The sequence below is a fragment of the Streptomyces sp. JHA26 genome, from assembly GCF_002005565.1.
GTDB lineage: Bacteria > Actinomycetota > Actinomycetes > Streptomycetales > Streptomycetaceae > Streptomyces.
In genome coordinates, this window is the sequence record NZ_BDJC01000074.1 from 1 (window position 1) to 22,343 (window position 22,343).

The following is a 22,343-nucleotide window of genomic DNA, read 5'->3' on the forward strand; positions in this document are numbered from 1 at the left end:
GGTTCCGACTTTATCAGAAGTTCCGAGCCGGATTTCCCGCCCTCCGGGGCGACTCCAGTCCACGAAGTGGATGGGGTGCCCGCCCGAGCGGAGTTGTAAACGTACTGGAGCGGGGCGCCCCGATGCAAATCGGGGCGCCCCGCTCCGGGTTCGCGCGGTCCGGCGACCGACGGGCCGTCAGACCTCCACGACCACAGGGAGGATCATCGGCCGGCGTCGGTACTTGTCCGACACCCACTTGCCGAGGGTCCTGCGGATCAGCTGCTGGAGCTGGTGGGGTTCGACGACGCCGTCCTGGGCCGAGCGTTCCAGGACTTCCGTGATCCTGGGCAGGACGTCACCGAAGGCCGAGTCCTCGATGCCCGAGCCGCGCGCCTGGACGTGCGGGCCTCCGGTGATCTTTCCGGTGGAGGAGTCGATGACGACGAAGACCGAGATGATGCCCTCGTCGCCGAGGATCTTGCGGTCCTTGAGGGCCGGCTCGCCGACGTCACCGACGGAGAGTCCGTCGACGTACACGTACCCCGCCTGGACCTTGCCGGAGATCTTCGCCTTGCCCTCGACGAGGTCGACGACGACGCCGTCCTCGGCGATGACGATGCGGTCGTGCGGGACGCCGGTGAGGGCGCCCAGTTCGGCGTTGGCCCGCAGGTGGCGCCATTCGCCGTGGACCGGCATCAGGTTCTTCGGGCGGCAGATGTTGTAGAAGTACAGCAGCTCGCCGGCCGAGGCGTGGCCCGAGACGTGCACCTTGGCGTTGCCCTTGTGGACGACGTTGGCGCCCCATCGGGTCAGGCCGTTGATCACGCGGTAGACCGCGTTCTCGTTGCCCGGGATGAGGGACGACGCCAGGATCACCGTGTCGCCGTCGACGATGCGGATCTGGTGGTCCCGGTTGGCCATGCGGGACAGGGCCGCCATCGGTTCGCCCTGGGAGCCCGTGCAGACCAGGACCACTTCGCTGTCCGGCAGGTCGTCGAGGGTCTTGACGTCCACGACCAGGCCCGGCGGAACCTTCAGATATCCGAGGTCCCTCGCGATGCCCATGTTGCGGACCATGGAGCGGCCGACGAAGGCGACCCGGCGTCCGTACTCGTACGCGGCGTCCAGGATCTGCTGGATGCGGTGGACGTGGCTGGCGAAGCTCGCCACGATGATCCGCTTGCGGGCGCCGGCGAAGACCTGGCGCAGGACGTTGGAGATGTCGCGCTCGGGCGGGACGAAGCCCGGGACCTCGGCGTTCGTCGAGTCGGCGAGGAGGAGGTCGATCCCCTCCTCGCTCAGGCGCGCGAAGGCGTGCAGGTCGGTGAGGCGGTTGTCCAGCGGGAGCTGGTCCATCTTGAAGTCGCCGGTGTGGACGACCATGCCCGCGGGGGTGCGGATGGCGACGGCCAGCGCGTCCGGGATCGAGTGGTTGACCGCGACGAATTCGCAGTCGAACGGGCCGATGCGCTCGCGGTTCCCCTCCGCCACCTCCAGGGTGTACGGACGGATGCGGTGCTCCTGGAGCTTGGCCTCGATCAGGGCGAGGGTCAGCTTGGAGCCGATCAGCGGGATGTCCGGCTTCTCGCGGAGGAGGAAGGGGACACCGCCGATGTGGTCCTCGTGGCCGTGCGTGAGGACGATGCCCTCGATGTCGTCGAGGCGGTCCCGGATGGACGTGAAGTCCGGCAGGATCAGGTCGATTCCGGGCTGCTCCTCCTCGGGGAAGAGCACTCCGCAGTCGACGATCAGCAGGCGGCCGCCGTACTCGAAGACCGTCATGTTGCGGCCGATCTCGCCGAGGCCTCCCAGCGGGGTGACCCGGAGGCCGCCTGCGGGGAGCGCCGGGGGACGGCCCAGTTCAGGGTGCGGATGACTCAAAAGACTCTCCTCAACCACGCGCGCCACGTACCGGTGGGCACGTGGCGCGCGTGACGTTCGTGCAGAAGCAGTTGTCGTGGTGGGGTGCAGGCACCGGTGGCCTGCGTATTCAGTTGTGAAGCCGTGGTGACACCTGGCGGTGCGGTGGTGCGAAGTCCGTTGTCAGAGCTGTACCCCGCCGGCAGCAAGATCGATCTTGAGCTGCTCGGTTTCCTCCGCCGTGAGCTCGACCATGGGCGCGCGCAGGGGGCCCGCGGGCAGACCCTGGAGGGTGAGCGCCGCCTTGGTGGTCATGACGCCCTGGGTGCGGAACATGCCGGTGAAGACCGGGAGCAGCTTCTGGTGAATCTCCAGTGCCTTCTGCACGTCGCCCGCGACGAAGGCGTCCACCATGGCGCGCAGCTCGGGGGTGACGACGTGGCCGACGACCGAGACGAAGCCGACGGCGCCGACGGAGAGCAGCGGGAGGTTCAGCATGTCGTCGCCGGAGTACCAGGCGAGACCGGAGCGCGCGATGGCCCAGCTCGCGCGGCCGAGGTCGCCCTTGGCGTCCTTGTTGGCGATGATCCGCGGGTGCTGCGCGAGGCGGACGAGCGTCTCCGTGTTGATCGGGACGCCGCTGCGGCCGGGGATGTCGTAGAGCATGACGGGCAGCTCGGTGGCATCGGCGATGGCCGTGAAGTGGCGGTACAGGCCCTCCTGCGGGGGCTTGTTGTAGTACGGCGTGACGAGCAGCAGGCCGTGGGCGCCGGCGCGCTCGGCGGCGCGGGCCAGCTCGATGCTGTGCTGGGTGTTGTTCGTGCCGACTCCGGCGACGACGTGGGCGCGGTCGCCGACGGCCTCCAGGACGGCTCGTACGAGGTCCGCTTTCTCCGCGTCGCTGGTGGTGGGGGACTCGCCGGTGGTGCCGTTGATGATCAGGCCGTCGTTGCCTGCGTCCACCAGGTGGGCGGCGAGCCGCTGCGCGCCGTCGAGGTCGAGTGCGCCGTCCGCCGCGAAGGGCGTGACCATGGCGGTGAGGACCCGCCCGAAGGGGGTCTGCGGAGTGGAGGTCGGAGCCATGGGTTACACGCTACTCGTTGCTCAGGGCGGGGTCTGCCCTCGGGGGAGGCGGCAGATCGGCACGGAGGTGGAGCCCGGCACTGCCTGCTCGGGGGTTCAGGCAGTGCCGGGTCCCTTTGATCAGGCTAGATGAACTTCTCCAAACGCCGCAATCGGGACACTTCGGGTGGCTGATGCGTACATCTGTGCCCGGCCGGGCATTCGGGACGCGTTACGGCGCCACGCGACCGTTCGCGTTGAAGGCGGCGTAGGTGAGCGGCATGAGCCGCGCCCACTCCTCCTCCATCTTCTCGCCCACCATCTCGATCTCCCGCTGCGGGAAGGACGGCACCTTCGCCAGCTCGTGCTGGGTGCGCAGACCGAGGAAGTGCATCAGCGAGCGCGCGTTGCAGGTGGCGTACATCGAGGAGTACAGGCCGACGGGGAGCACCGAGCGGGCCACCTCGCGGGCGATGCCGGCGGCGAGCATCTCCTGGTACGTCCGGTAGGCCTGGAGGTAGGAGTCCTCCATGGAGCGGCTCACCAGCTCGTGCTGCTCGGCGGTGCCCTCGACGAAGACGTACTTGCCCGGGCGGCCCTGCTGGACCAGCTTGCGCTCGGCGCCCGGCACGTAGAAGACCGGCTGGAGCTCCCGGTAGCGGCCGGACTCCTCGTTGTAGGACCAGCCGACGCGGTGCCGCATGAACTCGCGGAAGACGAAGATCGGGGCACTGATGAAGAAGGTCATCGAGTTGTGCTCGAACGGGCTGCCGTGCCGGTCCCGCATCAGGTAGTTGATCAGGCCCTTCGAGCGCTCCGGGTCCTTCTTCAGCTCGTCCAGGGACTGCTCCCCGACGGTCGAGACGCGGGCGGCGAACAGGACGTCGGAGTCGGTCGCGCTGCTCTTGACCAGTTCGACGGTGATGTCGCTGCGGAGGTCGATCTTGAAATCGTCGGCGGGGGTGTCGGTCACGGGTGGAGGGCCTTCCCATTGTGTCGCTTGGCGAGGCCACTCTACGACCCGTCGAACGGGGCGTTCGGTGCCGTGCCACGATGAAGTCGGTGAAACAGGGCACCCGCGGGGGCGTTCGTTCGTCTGTATGAGTAACAGCGATTCGCTTGATCCCTGAAGGGAGACGCACCTCCGATGATCCGCCGGCGTGAACCCGTGCCGTTCGCCTTCGTCGCCGAAGCCGACAGGTTCCGCAGCAATGTCACTCCCCCGCCCCGCGAGCGGGCGTCCCTCGGCCAGTTGGCCGGGCGCTGGCTGCTGGGGCTCACCGTGGTCGCCGGGCTCGTGGGGTCCCTGATGATCGGGATGCCCGCGTTGTCGGCCGACCAGCCCTCGTCGCAGCAGCAGCAGTCGCAGGCGTCCGACGGGCGCTGAGACGGCATACGGCCGGTCCTGACTCCGTCCGGGGCCCCGAAGGTGGTGACCGGGCACACAGATCGGTAACCTCACCGGGCACAGCACACGCCATGGACGAGTGAGGACCAGCCGTGCCCCTGCCCTTCCTGACGGCCGACCGCGCCTTCGACGCGGTCGAGGACGTCCCGCTGCCGTACGACGACCGCGACCAGTGGCGTCGGCCCTACCGGCCGGGGCCCTGGCGGGTGGGGGCGGCGGCACTGATGCTGCTGCTCGCCTCGTTCGTGCTGTTCGCGGCGGTCATCATCGCGGTGACGGATGCGCCGTCCTCGGCCGCCGTGGTCTTCGGTGTCGCCCTCGTCGTGATCGCCTGCGCCCTGCGGCTGCTGCGCATGGGCGTCTGGGTGAGCGCGCACGGAGTGCGTCAGGTGGGGTTCTTCACCACTCGCACGGTGGCCTGGCAGCAGGTGGCCGACGTGCGGACGGTGCAGCAGCCGGTCCGGTGGCTGGGCCTGCCGCGCACGGTGCAGGGGCAGGCGCTGCTCCTCGCCCGGCAGGGTCGGGCGGGCGACGCCGTGCCCGCGCTGATGACCAGCCACAACGCGGACTTCCTCGCCCGGCCGGAAGCCTTCGACCGGGCCGCCGACACCGTGGAGGCGTGGGCCGACGAGTACCGGCGGGGCTGAGCCGGAGCACGGAAACGCCGGTGGCCCGGTCCGCGTCCGCGGGCCGGGCCACCGGCGTTTCCGCTTGTCTCAGGCGGTCTCGACCTGTCGGTGGTCGTGCAGGGCGATCGCCCGCTGCATCGCCTTGCGGGCGCGCGGGGTGTCGCGGGCGTCCTGGTAGGCGACGGCGAGCCGGAACCAGCTGCGCCAGTCGTCCGGGGCCGCCTCCGTCTCGGCCTTGCGGCGGGCGAAGACCTCGTCGGCCGAGTCGCGGTCGATGCGGCCGCTGGGAGTGCGCTTCAGCTCGTCGGCGGGCAGTCCGCCCTCGGCGTCGAGTTCGGCGGCGAGCTGGTTGGCACGGCGGACGAACTGGGTGTTCTTCCACAGGAACCACAAGCCGATCACCGGCAGCACCAGCACCGCCACGCCGAGGGCGACGGTGAGGGGGGTGCCGGCCTCGATGAGCATCACCCCGCGGCTGCCGACCAGGACGAAGTAGAAGACCAGGACGGCGGCCGTGACGGCGTAGGAGATCTTCGCGCGCACGGCTCAGCCCAGGTCCAGGAAGTGTTCCAGGCCGAACGTGAGGCCCGGAGTGGTCACCACGCGCCGGGCGCCGAGCAGGATGCCCGGCATGAAGCTGCTGTGGTGCAGGGAGTCGTGCCGGACGGTGAGGGTCTCGCCCTCGCCGCCGAGCAGGACCTCCTGGTGCGCGAGCAGGCCGCGCAGGCGGACCGCGTGCACCGGGACGCCGTCCACGTTCGCGCCGCGGGCACCGTCGAGGGCGGTGGCAGTGGCGTCGGGCGCCGGAGCGACGCCTGCCTTCTGCCGGGCCTCGGCGATGAGCTGCGCGGTGCGGGTGGCGGTGCCGCTGGGCGCGTCGACCTTGTTCGGGTGGTGCAGCTCGACGACCTCGACGGACTCGAAGTACGGGGCGGCGACCTGCGCGAACTTCATGGTCAGGACGGCGCCGATGGAGAAGTTGGGCGCGATGAGCACGCCCGTCCCCGGGGAGGCGTCGAGCCAGCCGTTCAGCCGCGCGAGGCGCTCGTCGGTCCAGCCCGTGGTGCCGACGACGGCGTGGATGCCGTGGCGCACGCAGAACTCGAGGTTGTCCATGACCGACGCCGGGGTGGTCAGCTCGACCGCGACCTGGGCGCCGCTGTCGGTCAGCGCGTCCAGCGCGTCGCCGCGGCCCAGGGCGGCGACCAGTTCCATGTCCTCGGCGGCCTCGACCGCCCGCACCGCCTCGGAGCCGATCCGACCCTTGGCGCCGAGGACGGCCACGCGCAGCTTGCTCATGTCTGTTGCTTCCTTACCGGAGGGGTTAGGCGACGGCGTCGTGCAGCCGGGACGCCTGCTTGTCCTTCAGCGGGCCGATGACCGACAGGGACGGCCGGCGGCCCAGGACGTCGCGGGCGACCGCACGGACGTCGTCCGGCGTGACCGAGGCTATCCGGGCCAGCATGTCGTCGACGGACATCTGCTCGCCCCAGCACAGTTCGCTCTTGCCGATGCGGTTCATCAGCGCGCCCGTGTCCTCCAGGCCGAGGACGGTGGAGCCCTGGAGCTGGCCGACGGCGCGGCCGATCTCGTCGTCGGACAGCCCGTTCTCGGCGACGTGGTCGAGCTCGTCGCGGCAGATCTTCAGCACGTCGTGGACCTGGGAGGGGCGGCAGCCCGCGTACACGCCGAAGAGGCCGCAGTCGGCGAAGCCCGAGGTGTACGAGTACACGCTGTAGGCCAGGCCGCGCTTCTCGCGGACCTCCTGGAACAGGCGGGAGGACATGCCGCCGCCGAGGGCGGTGTTGAGGACGCCCATCGCCCAGCGGCGCTCGTCGGTGCGGGCCAGGCCCGGCATGCCGAGGATGACGTGGGCCTGCTCGGTCTTGCGGCCGATCAGCTCGACGCGGCCCGCGGTGCGCAGGGTGCGCCGGCCCTCGCGCGGGGCGATGGGCGCGGCCACGGGATCCTTGAAGGCCCCGGCCTTCTCGAAGGCGGCGCGGACCTGGCGTACGACCTTGTTGTGGTCGATGTTGCCGGCGGCGGCCACCACCAGGTGGGTCGGGTCGTAGTGCTTCCGGTAGAAGCGGCGGATGCGGTCCGCGGTGAGGGCGTTGACCGTGTCGACCGTGCCGAGGACCGGGCGGCCGAGGGCGTTGTCGCCGAACATCGTGTGCGCGAACAGGTCGTGCACGCAGTCGCCGGGGTCGTCCTCGGTCATCGCGATCTCTTCGAGGATGGCGCCGCGCTCGACGTCGACGTCCTCCTCGCGGATGAGCGAGCCGGTCAGCATGTCGCAGACGACGTCGATGGCGAGCGGCAGGTCGGTGTCGAGCACGCGCGCGTAGTAGCACGTGTACTCCTTCGCCGTGAACGCGTTCATCTCGCCGCCGACCGCGTCGATGGCGGAGGAGATGTCCAGGGCGGACCGGCGGGACGTGCCCTTGAAGAGCAGGTGCTCCAGGTAGTGGGTGGCGCCGTTCAGGGCCGGGGTCTCGTCGCGGGAGCCGACGTGCGCCCAGATGCCGAAGGTCGCCGAGCGGACCGAGGGCAGGGTCTCGGTGACGATGCGCAGGCCGCCCGGGAGGGTGGTCTTGCGGACCGTGCCGATGCCGTTCGCGCCCTGGATCAGTGTTTGGGTACGGGCGACGGCCCGCGCCTCCGAAGAGGTGCGGGCCGTCGGCCGGGAGCCACGGGACGTCACTGGTCGGCGTCGTCCTTCTTGGTCTCGTCGCCTTCCTCGCCCTCGATCACGGGGATCAGGGAGAGCTTGCCGCGGGAGTCGATCTCGGCGATCTCGACCTGGACCTTCTGGCCCACGCCGAGGACGTCCTCGACGTTCTCCACGCGCTTGCCGCCGGCGAGCTTGCGGATCTGCGAGATGTGCAGCAGGCCGTCCTTGCCGGGCAGCAGGGAGACGAACGCGCCGAAGGTCGTCGTCTTCACGACGGTGCCCAGGTAGCGCTCGCCGACCTCGGGCATCGTCGGGTTGGCGATGCCGTTGATCGTGGTGCGGGCGGCCTCGGCGGCCGGACCGTCGGCGGCACCGATGTAGATCGTGCCGTCGTCCTCGATCGTGATCTCGGCGCCCGTGTCCTCCTGGATCTGGTTGATCATCTTGCCCTTGGGGCCGATGACCTCACCGATCTTGTCGACGGGGATCTTCACCGTGATGATCCGCGGCGCGTTCGGGGACATCTCGTCCGGCGTGTCGATCGCTTCCATCATCACGTCGAGGATGTGGAGGCGGGCGTCACGGGCCTGCTTGAGGGCGGCGGCCAGGACGGAGGCCGGGATGCCGTCCAGCTTGGTGTCGAGCTGGAGGGCGGTCACGAAGTCCTTCGTGCCGGCGACCTTGAAGTCCATGTCGCCGAAGGCGTCCTCCGCACCGAGGATGTCGGTGAGGGCGACGTAGTGCGTCTCGCCGTTGATCTCCTGGGAGATCAGGCCCATGGCGATACCGGCGACGGGGGCCTTGAGCGGCACACCGGCGTTCAGCAGCGACATGGTGGAGGCGCAGACGGAACCCATGGACGTCGAGCCGTTGGAGCCGAGGGCCTCGGACACCTGGCGGATCGCGTAGGGGAACTCCTCGCGCGTCGGCAGCACCGGGACGATGGCGCGCTCGGCGAGGGCGCCGTGGCCGATCTCGCGGCGCTTCGGGGAGCCGACGCGGCCGGTCTCGCCGACGGAGTACGGCGGGAAGTTGTAGTTGTGCATGTAGCGCTTGCGGGTCACCGGGGAGAGGGTGTCCAGCTGCTGCTCCATGCGGAGCATGTTGAGGGTGGTGACGCCCAGGATCTGGGTCTCGCCACGCTCGAACAGGGCGGAGCCGTGGACCCGCGGGATGGCCTCGACCTCGGCGGCCAGGGTGCGGATGTCGGTGACACCGCGGCCGTCGATGCGGGTCTTCTCCTTGATGACGCGCTCGCGGACCAGGGACTTGGTCAGCGCGCGGTACGCGGCGGAGATCTCCTTCTCGCGGCCCTCGAACTCCGGCAGGAGCTTCTCGGCGGCGAGCGCCTTGACGCGGTCCAGCTCGGCCTCGCGCTCCTGCTTGCCGGCGATGGTGAGCGCCTGGGCCAGCTCGGGCTTGACCGCGGCGGTCAGCGCCTCCAGGACGTCGTCCTGGTAGTCGAGGAAGATCGGGAACTCGCCGGTCGGCTTGGCGGCCTTGGCGGCGAGGTCGGACTGGGCGCGGCACAGCACCTTGATGAAGGGCTTCGCGGCCTCCAGACCGGCGGCGACGACCTCCTCGGTGGGCGCCTCGGCGCCGCCCTCGACCAGCTTGATGGTCTTCTCGGTGGCCTCGGCCTCGACCATCATGATCGCGACGTCGCCGTCCTCCAGGACGCGGCCCGCGACGACCATGTCGAAGACGGCGTCCTCGAGCTCGGTGTGCGTCGGGAACGCGACCCACTGGCCGCGGATCAGCGCGACGCGGACGCCGCCGATCGGGCCGGAGAAGGGCAGACCGGCCAGCTGCGTCGACGCGGAGGCGGCGTTGATCGCCACGACGTCGTACAGGTGGTCGGGGTTGAGCGCCATGACCGTGGCGACGACCTGGATCTCGTTGCGCAGGCCCTTCTTGAAGGACGGGCGCAGCGGGCGGTCGATGAGACGGCAGGTGAGGACGGCGTCCTCGGACGGCCGGCCCTCGCGGCGGAAGAAGCTGCCGGGGATCTTGCCGGCCGCGTACATCCGCTCCTCGACGTCCACCGTGAGCGGGAAGAAGTCGAGCTGGTCCTTGGGGTTCTTGGAGGCGCTGGTGGCCGACAGCACCATGGTGTCGTCGTCCAGGTAGGCCACGGCGGAGCCGGCGGCCTGCTTGGCCAGGCGGCCCGTCTCGAAGCGGATGGTGCGGGTGCCGAACGTGCCGTTGTCGATCACGGCTTCGGCGTAGTGGGTCTCGTTCTCCACTAGTGTTTTCTCCTCGTCCTCGTCCCTCCTCGCCCGTGTGGCGGGGGGACGGTGGCGGAGAAGCGCTCCGTCCTGTGCGGGCCGGTCTTCGATCGAAGCACCCGGGGTTCTTCACCCGGGGGCCACTACCGAGGACCGGCGGCGGCGAGGCGCGCTTCTCCTCGTTTCGTTCGGTGTGCGTGCCGTGCCCCGCCTGTACGGGCGGGTACCCGGCACGCCGTGTCGTACGTCCTGTGTTGTGCTACCACACTACAAAGCGGCGGTGACACCTCGCACGTACAGCAAAGGGAGCGGCCCCCGAACGATGGGAACCGCTCCCTCCACGGCGTCTTACTTGGCGCCCGCCGCACCGCGGCGGATGCCGAGGCGCTCGACCAGCGCACGGAAGCGCTGGATGTCCTTCTTGGCGAGGTACTGCAGCAGCCGGCGGCGCTGACCGACCAGGATCAGCAGGCCACGGCGCGAGTGGTGGTCGTGCTTGTGCGTCTTGAGGTGCTCGGTCAGGTCGGAGATCCGACGGGACAGCAGGGCGACCTGGACCTCGGGGGAGCCGGTGTCGCCCTCCTTGGTACCGAACTCGGAGATGATCTGCTTCTTGACGGCGGCGTCGAGCGACACGCGTACTCCTCTTTGGTCTGTGACGGGCCTTCGAGTGCCCCCGGTCTGCGTCTCGGGGGATCTTCCGTGACTCGGAAGGCGGGGATCCGCTGGGCGCGGCCTCCAGGGCGCTGGGCTCCGGGGGCGCGTACACGAACGGCCGTCACACAGCGTACCAGCCTGGTCGGACGCCTCCGTCCGCGGGCCCGCCGGCCGTGCCGTCACTCCTGCCGGTACGAACATCGGCAAACCGCTGAGCTGGGAGAACCCCGGGAAGTAGGGTGACCGCGCATCCCGTTGGCACCGCAGGAAGGACCGAGCCCCGATGGCCGACGCCGAGAACGCCGGGAACACCGAGAACGCCGATCCGAGGGCGCGCAAGGAGCGGGAGAGGGACGAGCTGTACTCCCTCGACATCTCCGGTGTCGAGTGGCACAGCGCGCCCGGCACCGAGGAGCACGAGGAGCGGGTCGAGATCGCCTACCTGCCCGGCGGCGCCGTGGCCATGCGGTCGTCGCTCGACCCGGACACCGTGCTGCGGTACACGGAGGCGGAGTGGCGGGCCTTCGTGCTGGGGGCGCGGGACGGGGAGTTCGACCTGGAGCCGGCGCCGGGCAACGGCGCCGGGTGAGACGGACGGGGCGGCACGGTGTGCGCCGCCCCTTGCCGGACCGGGGCGGCGGGTGCGCGCCCCGCTCCCCCGGGCCCTCGGCCCGGGAAGAGGTCGTCAGTCGCTCGTCATCGACCGCGCCGAGGCGTAGACGTCGAACACCGCCAGCGCCAGGGGAATCAGGGTCAGGAGGACGAAGGCCTCGGCGATCTCCGTGAAGCGGCCCCAGAAGGGGGTGACGCCGCGCCGGGAGGTGATCAGGCCGATCGCCGTGACCAGGACGACGGCCACGCCGACGGCCGCCGCCAGCCAGACACTGCGGATGTCGAGGGCCGCGCTGTCGCCCTGCAGCGCGTCGCGCCAGTACTCCGCCGGCGGGTTCATGGCGAGCCCGAGTCCGAGGAAGACGAGGCAGCCGAGTCCGGCGGCCAGCGTCGCGGCGACCTGCGCGGTGTACCGGAACAGGTGGGCCCGCATCAGCATCGCGATCCCGGTGGCCAGGGCGAGGAGCTGGGCCCACACGTTGTCGGAGAAGCTGAGGACGGTCGCCGCGCCGACCGACACGAGCGCGCAGCCGCCGACCAGTCCCGCGAGGAGTTCGTGACCGCGGCGGGCCTGCGCGGCGACGCGTTCGGTGTCGACGGGTTCCGGGGAGACCGTCTCGTCCGTCGTGTAGGTGCCGCGCGAGCCGTTGGGCGGCTCGAAGCCGATGGGCAGTCGGGCGAAGCGCATGGACAGGCCGGGAAGGAAGGCCAGGGCGCACACCGACAGGGGGGCGCAGATCGCGGCCGTCTCCCTGGGCTCGAGATGCGTCAGCATCGCGACGAAGGTCGTGAGCAGACCGATCGTGGCGGAGAAGACGAACGCCACGAAGGGACTGTCACCGCCCGGCGACACGAGCATCAGCACGACGGAGGCGACCAGGACCGCCGCGCAGGCGAGCAGGAACTGGAGCCGTCCGATGCCCTGGCCGTCGGCGAGCGGGACCAGTCCCGAACCCGCCACGGCGATGTTCGGCAGAGCGCCCAGCCCCAGGGCGACCGCGGAGCCGCGGTCGTCGTACACACGGGCGCGGACACACGCGAACGTGGTCAGCAGGACACCGGTGACCGCGGCGATGATGCCCTGCAGGCCGTGCATGTCGTGGCGGACCTGGGAGCTCCACGCCACGAAGGCGAGCAGCACGGGGAGGATGCCCGCCCCGATCAGTCCGGCGGTGCGCGTGAGCTCGCCGTCCCAGAGGGCGCGGTCGCGGGTGACGGCCGAGGCGACCGCCTCCGAGACGTCGTCGATGACGGCGGGGGGCAGTGATTCCGCGAAGGGCCGCAGCGTGAGCAGTTCCCCGTCCAGGATGCGCTGGGCCGCGAAGGACCGGGCGCTGTCGAGGACGGTGCCGTCACGGCGCACGAGGTGGTAGCCGACCGGTGCGCCCTCGGCGGGGCTCTGCCGGGAGAACCGCAGGATCTCCGGGTAGAGGTCGGCGACCGGTACGTCGTCGGGCAGTGCCACGTCGATGCGGCTGTCGGGAGCCACGATGGTGACCCGGCAGAAGCCGAGTCCCGTGCCTGACCCCGCCGGGACTGTGCTGCCCGGTCCGCCGGCCGCGCCGGCCGGCGCGGAGGCCGTCATGCTCACCTGCTGTTCCCCCTCGTCGGTAATACGGGCCGGCGCGATAGCGTTGCGCCTCGTCCACCGGCGGCCATCGTGCGCGGCCGTTCCACGCCGTCGCGGTCCCCGGCCGATTCGCAACTGTTCACACGTCTCCCGGGCACCCTATCGTCCGCCGCCGACGACGGGAGTCAGTAGGATCGCCCTTCGCGATCGACGTGCGCCGGACACGGGGCGGCGGGCGGAACGGATCAGCCGGGCAAGGGAATTGGTGCGAAGTGAGCCACATCGTCGTCAAGCGCCCACCACGGGCACTGCCGAAGGACGTGCCCACGCAGGAAGTCGTGCTGCAGCCACCGCCCGAACTCCCGCGGGGGCAGCAGGAAGGCGCCTTGATGCAACTCCTGCCCATGCTCGGCATGGGCGGGTCCGTGGTCTTCTTCTTCAATCCGCAGGCCCAGCCGTTCATGAAGATCATGGGCATGGTGATGGTGGCCTCGACGATCGCCATGGGCATCGCGATGCTGGTCCGCTACCGCCGGGGCAGCCAGGGGCAGATGGCCGACATGCGCCGGGACTACCTGCGCTACCTGTCCCAGACCCGCAAGTCCGCCCAGACGACCGCGCAGGTGCAGCGCGACGCCCAGTACTACCTGCATCCTTCACCGGAGCAACTGTGGGCTCTGGTCGCCGAGGGCAGCCGGGTGTGGGAACGGCGCGCCGGTGACGAGGACTTCGGTCAGGTACGGGTGGGCCTCGGCCCGCAGGCCCTGGCCACTCCCCTGATCCCCCCGGAGACGGCCCCGGTCGACCAGCTGGAGCCGCTGACCACGGGCGCCATGCAGCGTTTCCTGGCCACGCACAGCACCCTCGACGACCTGCCGATGGCGATCTCGCTGCGCGCCTTCTACCACGTGACGGTCAGCGGCGAGCCGGGCACCGTGCGCGCCACCGCCCGCGCCGTCACCGCCTCGCTCGCCTCGCTGCACTCCCCCGACGACCTGGTCATCGCCGTCGCCACCGGCCGGGAGACCGCCGGGGAGTGGGAGTGGGGCAAGTGGCTGCCGCACGTGCAGTCCCGGGGCGCCGCCGACGGCGCGGGCAGCACCCGTCTGATCACGACCGACCCGATGGAGCTGGAGGACCTGCTCGCCGACCGGCTCCAGGGACGTCCCCGCTTCCACCCGGACGGGCAGCCCGTGCCCGACCAGCCGCACCTGGTCGTCGTGCTCGACGGGGTCTCGCTGCCGCCGACGTCGCTGCTGGCGAGCCCGGAGGGCATCCAGGGCGTCACGGTGCTGGAGGTCGTGCCCGGCAGTCTCACCAGCGGGCGCGGTGACCTCTCGATCGTCGTCCACCCGAAGGAACTGCGCCTGGAGTCGGCGCACGGCATGGTCTACGAGGGCACGCCCGACGGCCTGTCGTACGAGGCCGCCGAGGCCCTGGCGCGGCAGCTCGCGCCGCTGCGCATGGCGTCGGGCGGGGACGACGACGAACCGCTGCTCGCCAACCTGGAGTTCACCGACCTGCTCAACCTGGGGGACGCGGCCTCCGTCGACACCCGGCGCACCTGGCGGCCCCGCTCGCAGTCGGAGCGGCTGCGGGTGCCGATCGGCGTCGGCGAGGACGGCCGGCCCGTGATGCTCGACCTGAAGGAGGCGGCGCAGGAGGGCATGGGCCCGCACGGCCTGTGCGTCGGTGCGACCGGTTCCGGAAAGTCCGAGCTGCTGCGCACGCTGGTCCTCGGCCTCGCCGTCACCCATTCCTCCGAGACCCTCAACTTCGTGCTGGCGGACTTCAAGGGCGGTGCCACCTTCGCGGGCATGGCGCAGATGCCCCACGTGGCGGCCGTCATCACCAACCTCGCGGACGACCTGACCCTCGTCGACCGGATGGGCGACTCGATCCGCGGTGAGCTCAACCGCCGCCAGGAGATGCTCCGCGACGCGGGCAACTACGCCAACATCCACGCGTACGAGAAGGCCCGCGCCGCCGGTGCCGCGCTGCAGCCCATTCCGTCCCTCGTCCTGGTGATCGACGAGTTCAGCGAACTGCTCACGGCCAAGCCGGACTTCATCGAGATGTTCGTGCAGATCGGCCGCATCGGCCGGTCGCTGGGCGTGCACCTGCTGCTCGCCTCGCAGCGGCTGGAGGAGGGCCGCCTGCGCGGCCTGGAGACCTACCTGTCGTACCGGATCGGTCTGCGTACCTTCTCGGCGGCCGAGTCGCGGGCCGCGCTCGGCGTTCCCGACGCCTACGAACTGCCGAACGTCCCCGGTTCCGGCTTCCTGAAGTTCGGCACGGACGAGATGGTCCGCTTCAAGGCCGCGTACGTCTCGGGCGTGTACCGCACGAGCGCCCAGCAGACGGCGTCCTACGGGGGTCCGCTCCCGGTCGACCGCCGGCCCGTGCTGTTCACCGCCGCCCAGGTGCCGGTGCAGTACCTGCCGGTGCCCGCGCAGCGCGAGGAGACGCGGGAGGAGCCGGACGAGGCGCTCGCCGACACGGTCCTCGACGTCATCGTGCGCCGCCTCGAGGCGCAGGGACCGGCCGCCCACCAGGTGTGGCTGCCGCCGCTGGACAGCCCGCCGTCGCTGGACACGCTGCTGCCGGGCCTCGCGGAGGTGCCGGGCCGTGGCCTGACCCAGCCCGGGTACGAGGGCGCGGGCCGGCTGGTGGTACCCGTCGGCCTCGTCGACAAGCCGTACGAGCAGCGCCGCGACCCGCTGTGGGTGGACTTCAGCGGTGCGGCCGGCCACATGCAGATCCTCGGCGGCCCGCAGTCCGGCAAGTCGACGCTGCTCCGCGCGATCATCGCCTCCTTCGCCCTCACCCACACCCCGCACGAGGTGCAGTTCTACGGCCTGGACTTCGGTGGTGGCGGTCTGTCGGCCGTGGCGGGCCTGCCGCACGTCGGCGGTGTGGCCTCACGCCTCGACCCCGAGAAGGTGCGGCGTACGGCGGCCGAGGTGTACGGCGTCATGACCCGCCGCGAGGAGTACTTCCGCACCGCGGGCATCTCCTCCATCGCGGAGTTCCGCAGCCGCCGCGCGCGGGGCGACATCTCCGTGACCGATCAGCCCTGGGGCGACGTCTTCCTGGTCATCGACGGCTGGGGGAACTTCCGCACGGACTACGACGCCCTGGAGCCGTACGTCCTGGACATCGCGGCGCGTGGTCTCGGCTACGGCATCCACCTGATCCTCACGGCGTCCCGGTCCATGGAGGTCCGCAGCAACGTCAAGGACCAGCTGGGGAACCGGCTGGAACTGCGGCTCGGCGACCCCATGGACTCCGAGTTCGACCGCAAGGTCGCGGCCAACGTGCCGACGGGCGTGCCCGGCCGGGGCCAGACGCCGCAGAAGCAGCACTTCATGGCGGCGGTGCCGCGCATCGACGGCCTGTCCTCGGACACGGACCTGGCGGAGGCGACGCAGGCGCTCGCCACCGAGGTCTCCCGGCACTGGCAGCAGCCCGGCGCCCCCGCGGTGCGGTTGCTGCCGAGGGAGTTCCCGGCGCACCAGCTGCCGCCCGGCGACCGGTTCCCCCGGCGCGGAGTGTCCTTCGCGCTCGACGAGGACAACCTCGAGCCGGTGTTCGTGGACTTCGACCAGGACCCGTTCTTCCTGATCTTCGGCGAGAGCGAGTCCGGCAAGTCGAACCTGCTGAAGCTGCTCGTCCAGCGCATCACCGAGCGCTACGACGGGGACAGGTGCAAGCTGTTCGTCGTCGACAACCGGCGCTCCCTGCTGGGCGTGACCCCGTCCTCGCACCTGGCCGAGTACGTGCCGATGTCGAACCAGATGCAGCACCACATGGACGCGCTCGCCGAGCTGATGCAGCGCCGTACCCCGACCGCCGACGTCACCCCGGAGCAGCTGCGCGACCGCAGCTGGTGGAACGGCCCGACGATCTACGTCGTCGTCGACGACTACGACCTGGTGGCCACGTCGAGCGGCAACCCGCTGGCGAGCCTGACCGAGATGCTGCCCTTCGCCCGGGACGTCGGCGTGCGCTTCATCATCGCCCGTTCCACCGCGGGCGCGGGCCGCGCCGGTTACGAGGCCTTCATGCAGCGCATCAAGGAACTCGGCGCCCAGGGCGTCGTCCTCAGCGGCGACCCGGCCGAGGGCGATCTGCTCGGCGGGGTACGGCCGCGCCAGATGCCGCCGGGGCGGGGCGTGTTCGTGTCCCGACGCCGGGGGAAGCCGCTGGTTCAGGTGGGTCTGGTGGAGGACGGGAGCTGAGGGGGGGGAGGTCATACGCAAGATCGGGCTCTTCTGTGTGCTTCCCTGGCCCTCGCCCTCACCGCCGCCCACACCTGGTACCGGCCTCAGCGACACCGGCCGGGGCTGGCGCTACGAGGACAGGCTCGCGACGTACTGCGGCGGCCTGATCCCGTACGAGGAGTCGGCGGTCTTCACCGGCCTCGACACCGGGGCCGGCCTCTCGCGGGACGGGGAGTACGGGTACGGCGAGACGTCCTTCCGCGTGTGCCGGGTGGCCGACCTCTCCGTGTCCGTCGGGCTGGTCCCCGCCGACGCGACCCGCTCGGACACGCGTGACGACATGCTGAGCATGATGGGCGGCGGCTCCCCGGACCACCTGCCCCTGCCCCTGGGCGGCGGCTGGCGCGGTTTCACGGACCTGCGGAACACGGGCGTCGTCCTGCCGTGCACCAACAAGGACGCGTCCCTGGTGGTGAGCGTCGCGGGCGACGAGTCCCACGAGAACGTCGAGGAGGGCCACGCCGTGGGACGACTCGCCACGGCCGTCGCCCGCGAGGCGGCGGGCCGTGCGTCGTGCGAGGCGGCCTTCGGCGGCTCGCTGCCCGAGCTCTCACCCCCGAAGGGGAAGACCGCGCTGCTGAGCGCGTCGGGTACGTGCGCCGGTATCCGGCTGCCGGATTCCGCGCCGGACGACTGGATCGACTGGATCGAGGAGACCGAGGCGTCGGACAGCGCCCCGCTGGAGCGCTGCCTGCTGGGCGGGACGGGGGGGACGCGACGAGGTCGTCTGCTCCCTGAGGGCGGCGTTCGGCCCGTACGCCCAACGGCTGCGGCCGAAGGCCGGTGACGACGAGGACTGGCCGCGGCCCGGCATGACGCGGGACAGCGCCACGGCGACGGCGTCCTGCCCCGGCAGCACGGTCCTGGCCGTGTTCGGCATCGATGCGACGGTCTATGCCGCTCCGCCGCAGGAGTTCCTGTCCTCGGCCCTGCGCACGTTCGCCGAGCGGTCGGCGACGCGGCACGGGTGCAGGGGGCTTCGGCTGCCGGGCTGAGGCCGCGGCGTTCAGAAGCAGGTGAGGGCGTAGACCGCGCTGTCGCTCAGGTAGAAGACGCGGTTGCCGTCGGCGGCCATGCGCAGGCGGTACTGGAACAGGGGAGACACGAGGTAGCGCCACACCGCCTTCCCCTCGGTGGCCGTGACGGCGGTGATGACCAGCTCGTCCTCCGGGGTGCCTTCCGCCACGACCGACCAGACGCTGTTCGCCTGCACCAGCAGGGGGCTGGCGATGTAGGCGTCGCGAGCCCCCTGCCAGACCTCTTCGCCGCTGCTCTTGTCCAGCCGCCTCGGATAGGTGTCCCCGACGGCGTACACGGCCCAGTCGGTGACCACCGGCGGTCCCCACTGGTCCGTGGCGTCCACGTCCGGGCCGAGCTTCGTGCTCCAGAGCACCTTCCCGTCGTCGAGGCGGCACGCGTCCAGGGTTCTGCCGTTCAGGTACACGACGTCGTTCTCGACGGCGGGGCGTATCGAGACGCCGACACGGTCGGTACGACGCCACATCGGACGGCCGTCGCTGGTGCGCACGACGAGAATGTTGCCGTCCGTCGTCGGGAGGACCAGCCGGCCCTGTCCGACGACGGCGTACTCGTTGAGCTTCTTGCGGAAGTCGCCGGGCAGGGTGACCGTCCACGCGACCTTGCCGTCCGCACGCCGCACGCTGCGCAGCCGGTCGTCCTGTGTGACGACGTACACCGACTCGTCGTCGGCGGCGAGCAGCGAGGTCGCCTCGGCCCCGGGGCAGGTCCATCGTGCTTCTCCGGTGGAGGGCACGTAGGTGCGCAGCACGCCTTTGTCGTCCGCTCCCGCGACCAGGCGGTCCGAGAGGGACAGATACCCCCTCTTCAGCTGGATGTCCGGCGCGCTCCAGCGTCGTGTGCCGTCCTTGACGTCGTAGGCCGCGATGCCACCGCTGGCGGCGCCGAAGACGATGACGTCCCGCACCGGCAGGAGCTTCGGTGAGAAGGGGTCGGCTTCCTCCCGAAGCGACCAGATGGTCGCGGGCTTGCTCAGAGCAGTGGCCTCCGGGTCGACCGTGAGGAGCGGCTCCTCGGGGGTCGGCACGGCGGGTGGGATGTCGAACGGGTCGGTCTTCCCGGCCCGGGCGGTCTCCTCCTCCCGGCTGCCGAACCACCAGGCCGTCGCACCGCCCCCCGCAGCCAGCACCGCGCCCGTCGTGACGAGCCCTGTGAGCAGACGGCGGCGGGTGACGGGGGGTGTGGCGCTGCTGCCCGTCCGTGCTGCCAGGCTGGTCAGCTCACGGGTGTCGGCCTCGCGCTGCTTGATGGCGTCGGCGAGCTCGCCCTTGCGCCACACCCGGTCGGCGCCCTTGGGCGCGGACATGGCCTCGGCGATCTGGGGAGGGGTGGGACGCGCGGCCGGGTCCTTGGCCAGGCAGGGGGCGATCAGCTCCCGCAGCCTCGGTTCGATGCCGTCGAGCACGGGCTCGCCGTGGACGACCCGGTACTGGAGTTCCGCCACGTGCCCGCCGTCGAAGGCCCGTCGCCCGGTGGCCGCGTACACGAGCACCGCGCCCAGTGAGAACACGTCGGCCGACGGGGCGACGCGTCGCCCGAGCACCTGCTCCGGCGCCCCGTATCCGGGGGTGACCGGCACCTGGCCGGTGCTGGTGAGGGTGAGTCCGTGTTCGGGCCGGGCGATGCCGAAGTCGATGACGCGTGGTCCGGCCGACGTGAGGACGATGTTCGGGGGTTTCAGGTCACGGTGGATGAAGCCCGCCGCGTGGATGTCGCCGAGGGTGCGGGCGAGGGAGGCCGCGAGCGCTCTGAGTGCGGGTTCGTCGAGGGGGCCGTAGGTGTCGACGGCGTGGTCGAGCGTGACGCCCGCGAGGAACTCGGTGGCGATCCACGGCCGTGCCGCCTCGGTGTGAGCCCCCAGCACGGCCGCGACACCGGGGCTGCGCACCGCCTGCGCGGCCTGGGCCTCACGGACGAAGCGCCGGGCGAGGTCGGTGTCGTGGGCGAGTTCGGGGCGCAGGACCTTGACGGCGGCCAGGCCTCCGGCGGCGTCCTGTCCGACGTACACCTTGCCCATACCGCCTGCTCCGAGGACACCGAGGAGGCGGTAGGGACCGAGACGGATCGGGTCTCCGGTACCGAGGGGGTCCATGCGAGGTCTTTCTGCCGAGGTGAGCGGGAGGTGTCGGTGGGGGCGCGGCCGGCTAGACGAGCCGGTAGGCGGTCAGGTGATCGGCGTCCACGGCGAGGATCAGCCCCAGGTGCGCGTCCACGTGGAACTGCTCGCCGCTCGTCTTGTAGGTGCGCTCCGTGGTGTGGGACGACAGGCCCACGGCCCGCAGGTGGACGCCGTTGCGGTAGTACGCCCGCTGCTCGCCGACCAGGGGGCGCCAGGCGGTGTACACGCCTTGTGCCTGGTCCGTCTTCTCGGTCCAGAGCGATGTGCCTCGGACGGCGTCGACCGCTTCGATCCCGCTCTCCTCGGCGACGGCGTACACCACGCCTTCCTTCACGGTCGGCGGGCTGTACCGACGTCCCTGACCGCTCGCCCACGCCTGCGCCCCGTCGCTCAGCCGGAACGCCCTGAGCCCCGTCCCTCCGACGTAGACGCGCTCCTGGTCGACGGCGATCGGACTGCGCAGGGGCTCGGGATCGGGGGCGTCGTGGGGCTCGTCCCAGAGCACGGCTCCGGTACGGGTGTCACGGACCACGAGGCGCACCTTCTTGTCGTCCGCTTCCTGGAACGTCACGAGGCGCGTGCCGACGACCGCCGCGGAGAGGATGTGCAGGCGGGTGCTCTGGTCCGGTCTCTTCGGCAGGGGTTGTTTCCACAGGGTCCGGCCGGTGGTGAGGTCCGCGGCGCGGAGTGTCCAGGTCTGCGAGGCGAGGAAGGTCCTTTCGCTGTTCAAGGGTCCTTGCCCCAGCACTACGTACGCGGTGGTCCCGGTGACGTTGAGGAGCTGGTGGCCGCGCAGCTTGTAGTCGGTGTCCGCGAAGTAGGTCCCGGTGGGCTTGATGTACTGCTGTTGCGTGTCATAGGTGGCGATCTCGACCGGGACCCTCTGGCCCTGGAGGTGGTCGAAGTCGTCGGAGAGTCGGTAGTCGGTGTTCCCGACGGACACCAACTGCCACCATGCCGCCGAGACTGTGATCGTTTTTTGCAGCCGACCGGTGTAGGAGTTGATACGGACGGTCTTGCCGCCCGTGGCGAGGTCGACGTGACCACTGGCCGACTGAGGGATGACCAGGCCCCACTTCTCGATCACCATCCGGCCCGACCCTTCGTACTGCCACAACGGGTCGAGGTTGCGGGTCGGCGCGTGTGCGGTCACCCGCTGGCGCCTGTCCCGGGTCCCCCACCACACCGCTCCGGTCGCCACCGCGCCGCTCGCCGCCACGGCTCCGCCCCACCTCAGGAACCGACGGCGGGACGGTGCACGGCGTGCCTCTTCGGACGCCGCGTCGTAGGTGTCCGGGACCGCCGGCGGAGCTGCACGCTGCGGCATCGGCTGCCATACGTCGGCCGCTCGCCGGCCGATGTCCGCGAGCAGCACGTCCGGCAGGTGATCGGCGAACTCCCCCGTCCCGTCGTGGAGTCGGACGGCCAGGTCCTCGGTGCCGGGACGCTCCCGCGGGTCCTTGGACAGACACGGGGCGAGCACCTGCGCCAGCGAAGCCGGCACTCCCTCGAGGTCCGCTTCCGCGTACCGGACCCGGTACAGGAGGTCCGCGGTCTGCCCGTGTCCGAACGGGGCGCGGCCGGTTGCCGCGAACACCAGCACTCCGGCGAGCGCGAACACGTCACCGGCCGCTTCGTGGTCCTGCCCCGTGGCCTGTTCCGGTGACATGAACGCCGGCGTGCCCACGGCCGCGCCGGCGCGTGTCAGGCGGTCGTCGCCGATGGCTCTCGCGATGCCGAAGTCGATGAGCTTGGGGCCGTAGCCGGCGATGAGGATGTTGGACGGCTTGAGGTCGCGATGGACCACGTCACTGCGGTGCAACTGGCCGAGCGCGCCGCACAGTGCGGCACCCAACGCCCGCACGGAGGCCTCCGGCAGCGGTCCGGCGATCCCTACGGCCTCGTCGAGCGACGGTCCGAGCACGTACTCGGTGGCCATCCACGGTGTCTCCGCGAGCGGGTCCGCGTCCATCACCCGCGCGCCGAAACGGTCACCGATGACCCGGGCGGCATCGACCTCCAGCCGGAAACGGGTACGGGCGGCCGGGTCCGCGGCGATGGCCGCGTGCATGGTCTTGAGTGCGACCGTGCGTCCGCCGCCCGAGCGCGCCACGTACACCGTGCCCATGCCCCCGCTGCCCAGCCGGGCGATGAGCCGGTAGGGGCCGAGGGCGACGGGGTCGTCGTGGGTGAGGGGGATCGGCATGGGTTTCTCGTCGTC

The 22,343-nt window shown here is 71.0% G+C and carries 17 protein-coding genes; 6 read left to right on the plus strand and 11 right to left on the minus strand.

The window, feature by feature from the left end; all coding sequences use genetic code 11:
- Positions 1–177: 177 nt before the first annotated feature.
- The 3 genes from JHAT_RS30125 to thyX form a co-directional block, all read right to left on the minus strand.
- Entirely contained in the window at positions 178–1,863 is a 1,686-nt protein-coding gene (locus JHAT_RS30125; RefSeq protein WP_077801446.1) for a ribonuclease J, read from the minus strand.
- Positions 1,864–2,025: 162 nt separating this feature from the next.
- Positions 2,026–2,925 (minus strand): 4-hydroxy-tetrahydrodipicolinate synthase, encoded by a 900-nt coding sequence (gene dapA / locus JHAT_RS30130; RefSeq protein WP_077801447.1) that lies wholly within the window; start codon positions 2,923–2,925, stop codon positions 2,026–2,028.
- A gap of 211 nt (positions 2,926–3,136) precedes the next feature.
- Positions 3,137–3,877, minus strand: a complete 741-nt coding sequence (gene thyX, locus JHAT_RS30135) for an FAD-dependent thymidylate synthase (RefSeq protein ID WP_077801448.1) — start codon at positions 3,875–3,877, stop codon at positions 3,137–3,139.
- 174 nt (positions 3,878–4,051) lie between these two features.
- On the opposite strand from thyX, the gene JHAT_RS30140 reads away from it, so the two are divergent.
- Both JHAT_RS30140 and JHAT_RS30145 read left to right on the plus strand, forming a co-directional pair.
- Complete coding sequence (locus tag JHAT_RS30140; RefSeq protein ID WP_077801449.1) at positions 4,052–4,291, plus strand: hypothetical protein; 240 nt, start codon at positions 4,052–4,054, stop codon at positions 4,289–4,291.
- Positions 4,292–4,404: 113 nt separating this feature from the next.
- The gene (locus JHAT_RS30145; RefSeq protein WP_077801450.1) at positions 4,405–4,959 is read left to right on the plus strand and encodes a PH domain-containing protein; all 555 of its coding nucleotides are present in this window, start codon (positions 4,405–4,407) and stop codon (positions 4,957–4,959) included.
- 69 nt (positions 4,960–5,028) lie between these two features.
- Here the strand turns inward: JHAT_RS30145 and JHAT_RS30150 are convergent, their stop codons facing one another.
- The 5 genes from JHAT_RS30150 to rpsO form a co-directional block, all read right to left on the minus strand.
- Complete coding sequence (locus JHAT_RS30150) at positions 5,029–5,484, minus strand: hypothetical protein (protein ID WP_077801451.1); 456 nt, start codon at positions 5,482–5,484, stop codon at positions 5,029–5,031.
- Between the two features lie 3 nt (positions 5,485–5,487).
- A complete protein-coding gene (gene dapB / locus JHAT_RS30155) occupies positions 5,488–6,240 on the minus strand; it encodes a 4-hydroxy-tetrahydrodipicolinate reductase (RefSeq protein ID WP_077801452.1) in 753 nt (250 codons plus the stop codon).
- Between the two features lie 25 nt (positions 6,241–6,265).
- Entirely contained in the window at positions 6,266–7,645 is a 1,380-nt protein-coding gene (locus JHAT_RS30160) for a pitrilysin family protein (protein ID WP_077801453.1), read from the minus strand.
- Positions 7,642–9,861: a polyribonucleotide nucleotidyltransferase gene (locus JHAT_RS30165; protein ID WP_077801454.1), complete on the minus strand. Its 2,220-nt coding sequence runs from the start codon at positions 9,859–9,861 to the stop codon at positions 7,642–7,644. Before JHAT_RS30165 ends, JHAT_RS30160 begins: the two co-directional genes overlap by 4 nt.
- A gap of 330 nt (positions 9,862–10,191) precedes the next feature.
- The gene (gene rpsO, locus JHAT_RS30170; RefSeq protein WP_006130415.1) at positions 10,192–10,479 is read right to left on the minus strand and encodes a 30S ribosomal protein S15; all 288 of its coding nucleotides are present in this window, start codon (positions 10,477–10,479) and stop codon (positions 10,192–10,194) included.
- Between the two features lie 304 nt (positions 10,480–10,783).
- Between rpsO and JHAT_RS30175 the strand changes: the two genes are divergently transcribed.
- Positions 10,784–11,089 carry a DUF397 domain-containing protein gene (locus tag JHAT_RS30175; protein WP_077801455.1) on the plus strand — a complete coding sequence of 102 codons (306 nt, stop codon included), beginning with the start codon at positions 10,784–10,786 and terminating at the stop codon, positions 11,087–11,089.
- Between the two features lie 96 nt (positions 11,090–11,185).
- On the opposite strand, the gene eccD is transcribed toward JHAT_RS30175, so the two are convergent.
- Positions 11,186–12,697 carry a type VII secretion integral membrane protein EccD gene (gene eccD, locus JHAT_RS30180; protein ID WP_077801456.1) on the minus strand — a complete coding sequence of 504 codons (1,512 nt, stop codon included), beginning with the start codon at positions 12,695–12,697 and terminating at the stop codon, positions 11,186–11,188.
- Positions 12,698–12,954: 257 nt separating this feature from the next.
- Here eccD and eccCa point away from each other — a divergent pair, with 257 nt between their 5' ends.
- From eccCa to JHAT_RS30195, 3 genes are read left to right on the plus strand one after another with little or no spacing between them, the layout of a single operon-like run.
- Entirely contained in the window at positions 12,955–16,923 is a 3,969-nt protein-coding gene (eccCa, locus tag JHAT_RS30185) for a type VII secretion protein EccCa (RefSeq protein ID WP_077801457.1), read from the plus strand.
- A 37-nt stretch (positions 16,924–16,960) separates the two neighbouring features.
- Positions 16,961–17,752, plus strand: a complete 792-nt coding sequence (locus JHAT_RS30190) for a hypothetical protein (protein WP_077801458.1) — start codon at positions 16,961–16,963, stop codon at positions 17,750–17,752.
- Between the two features lie 25 nt (positions 17,753–17,777).
- Positions 17,778–17,960, plus strand: a complete 183-nt coding sequence (locus JHAT_RS30195) for a hypothetical protein (protein ID WP_077801459.1) — start codon at positions 17,778–17,780, stop codon at positions 17,958–17,960.
- Between the two features lie 11 nt (positions 17,961–17,971).
- On the opposite strand, the gene JHAT_RS30200 is transcribed toward JHAT_RS30195, so the two are convergent.
- On the minus strand, positions 17,972–20,095 hold the full coding sequence (locus JHAT_RS30200; RefSeq protein ID WP_077801460.1) for a PQQ-binding-like beta-propeller repeat protein: 2,124 nt from the start codon (positions 20,093–20,095) through the stop codon (positions 17,972–17,974).
- Between the two features lie 52 nt (positions 20,096–20,147).
- Positions 20,148–22,328, minus strand: coding sequence for a protein kinase (locus JHAT_RS30205; RefSeq protein ID WP_077801461.1), 2,181 nt, complete (start codon positions 22,326–22,328; stop codon positions 20,148–20,150).
- Between the last annotated feature and the right edge of the window lie 15 nt (positions 22,329–22,343).

Coding starts and splice junctions, on each gene's coding strand:
- dapA (WP_077801447.1), bottom strand. CDS start 2,925: ATGGCTCCGACCTCCACTCCGCAGACCCCCTTCGGGCGGGTCCTCACC.
- JHAT_RS30140 (WP_077801449.1), top strand. CDS start 4,052: ATGATCCGCCGGCGTGAACCCGTGCCGTTCGCCTTCGTCGCCGAAGCC.
- dapB (WP_077801452.1), bottom strand. CDS start 6,240: ATGAGCAAGCTGCGCGTGGCCGTCCTCGGCGCCAAGGGTCGGATCGGC.
- JHAT_RS30175 (WP_077801455.1), top strand. CDS start 10,784: ATGGCCGACGCCGAGAACGCCGGGAACACCGAGAACGCCGATCCGAGG.
- eccD (WP_077801456.1), bottom strand. CDS start 12,697: ATGACGGCCTCCGCGCCGGCCGGCGCGGCCGGCGGACCGGGCAGCACA.
- JHAT_RS30195 (WP_077801459.1), top strand. CDS start 17,778: ATGACGCGGGACAGCGCCACGGCGACGGCGTCCTGCCCCGGCAGCACG.
- JHAT_RS30200 (WP_077801460.1), bottom strand. CDS start 20,095: ATGGACCCCCTCGGTACCGGAGACCCGATCCGTCTCGGTCCCTACCGC.
- JHAT_RS30205 (WP_077801461.1), bottom strand. CDS start 22,328: ATGCCGATCCCCCTCACCCACGACGACCCCGTCGCCCTCGGCCCCTAC.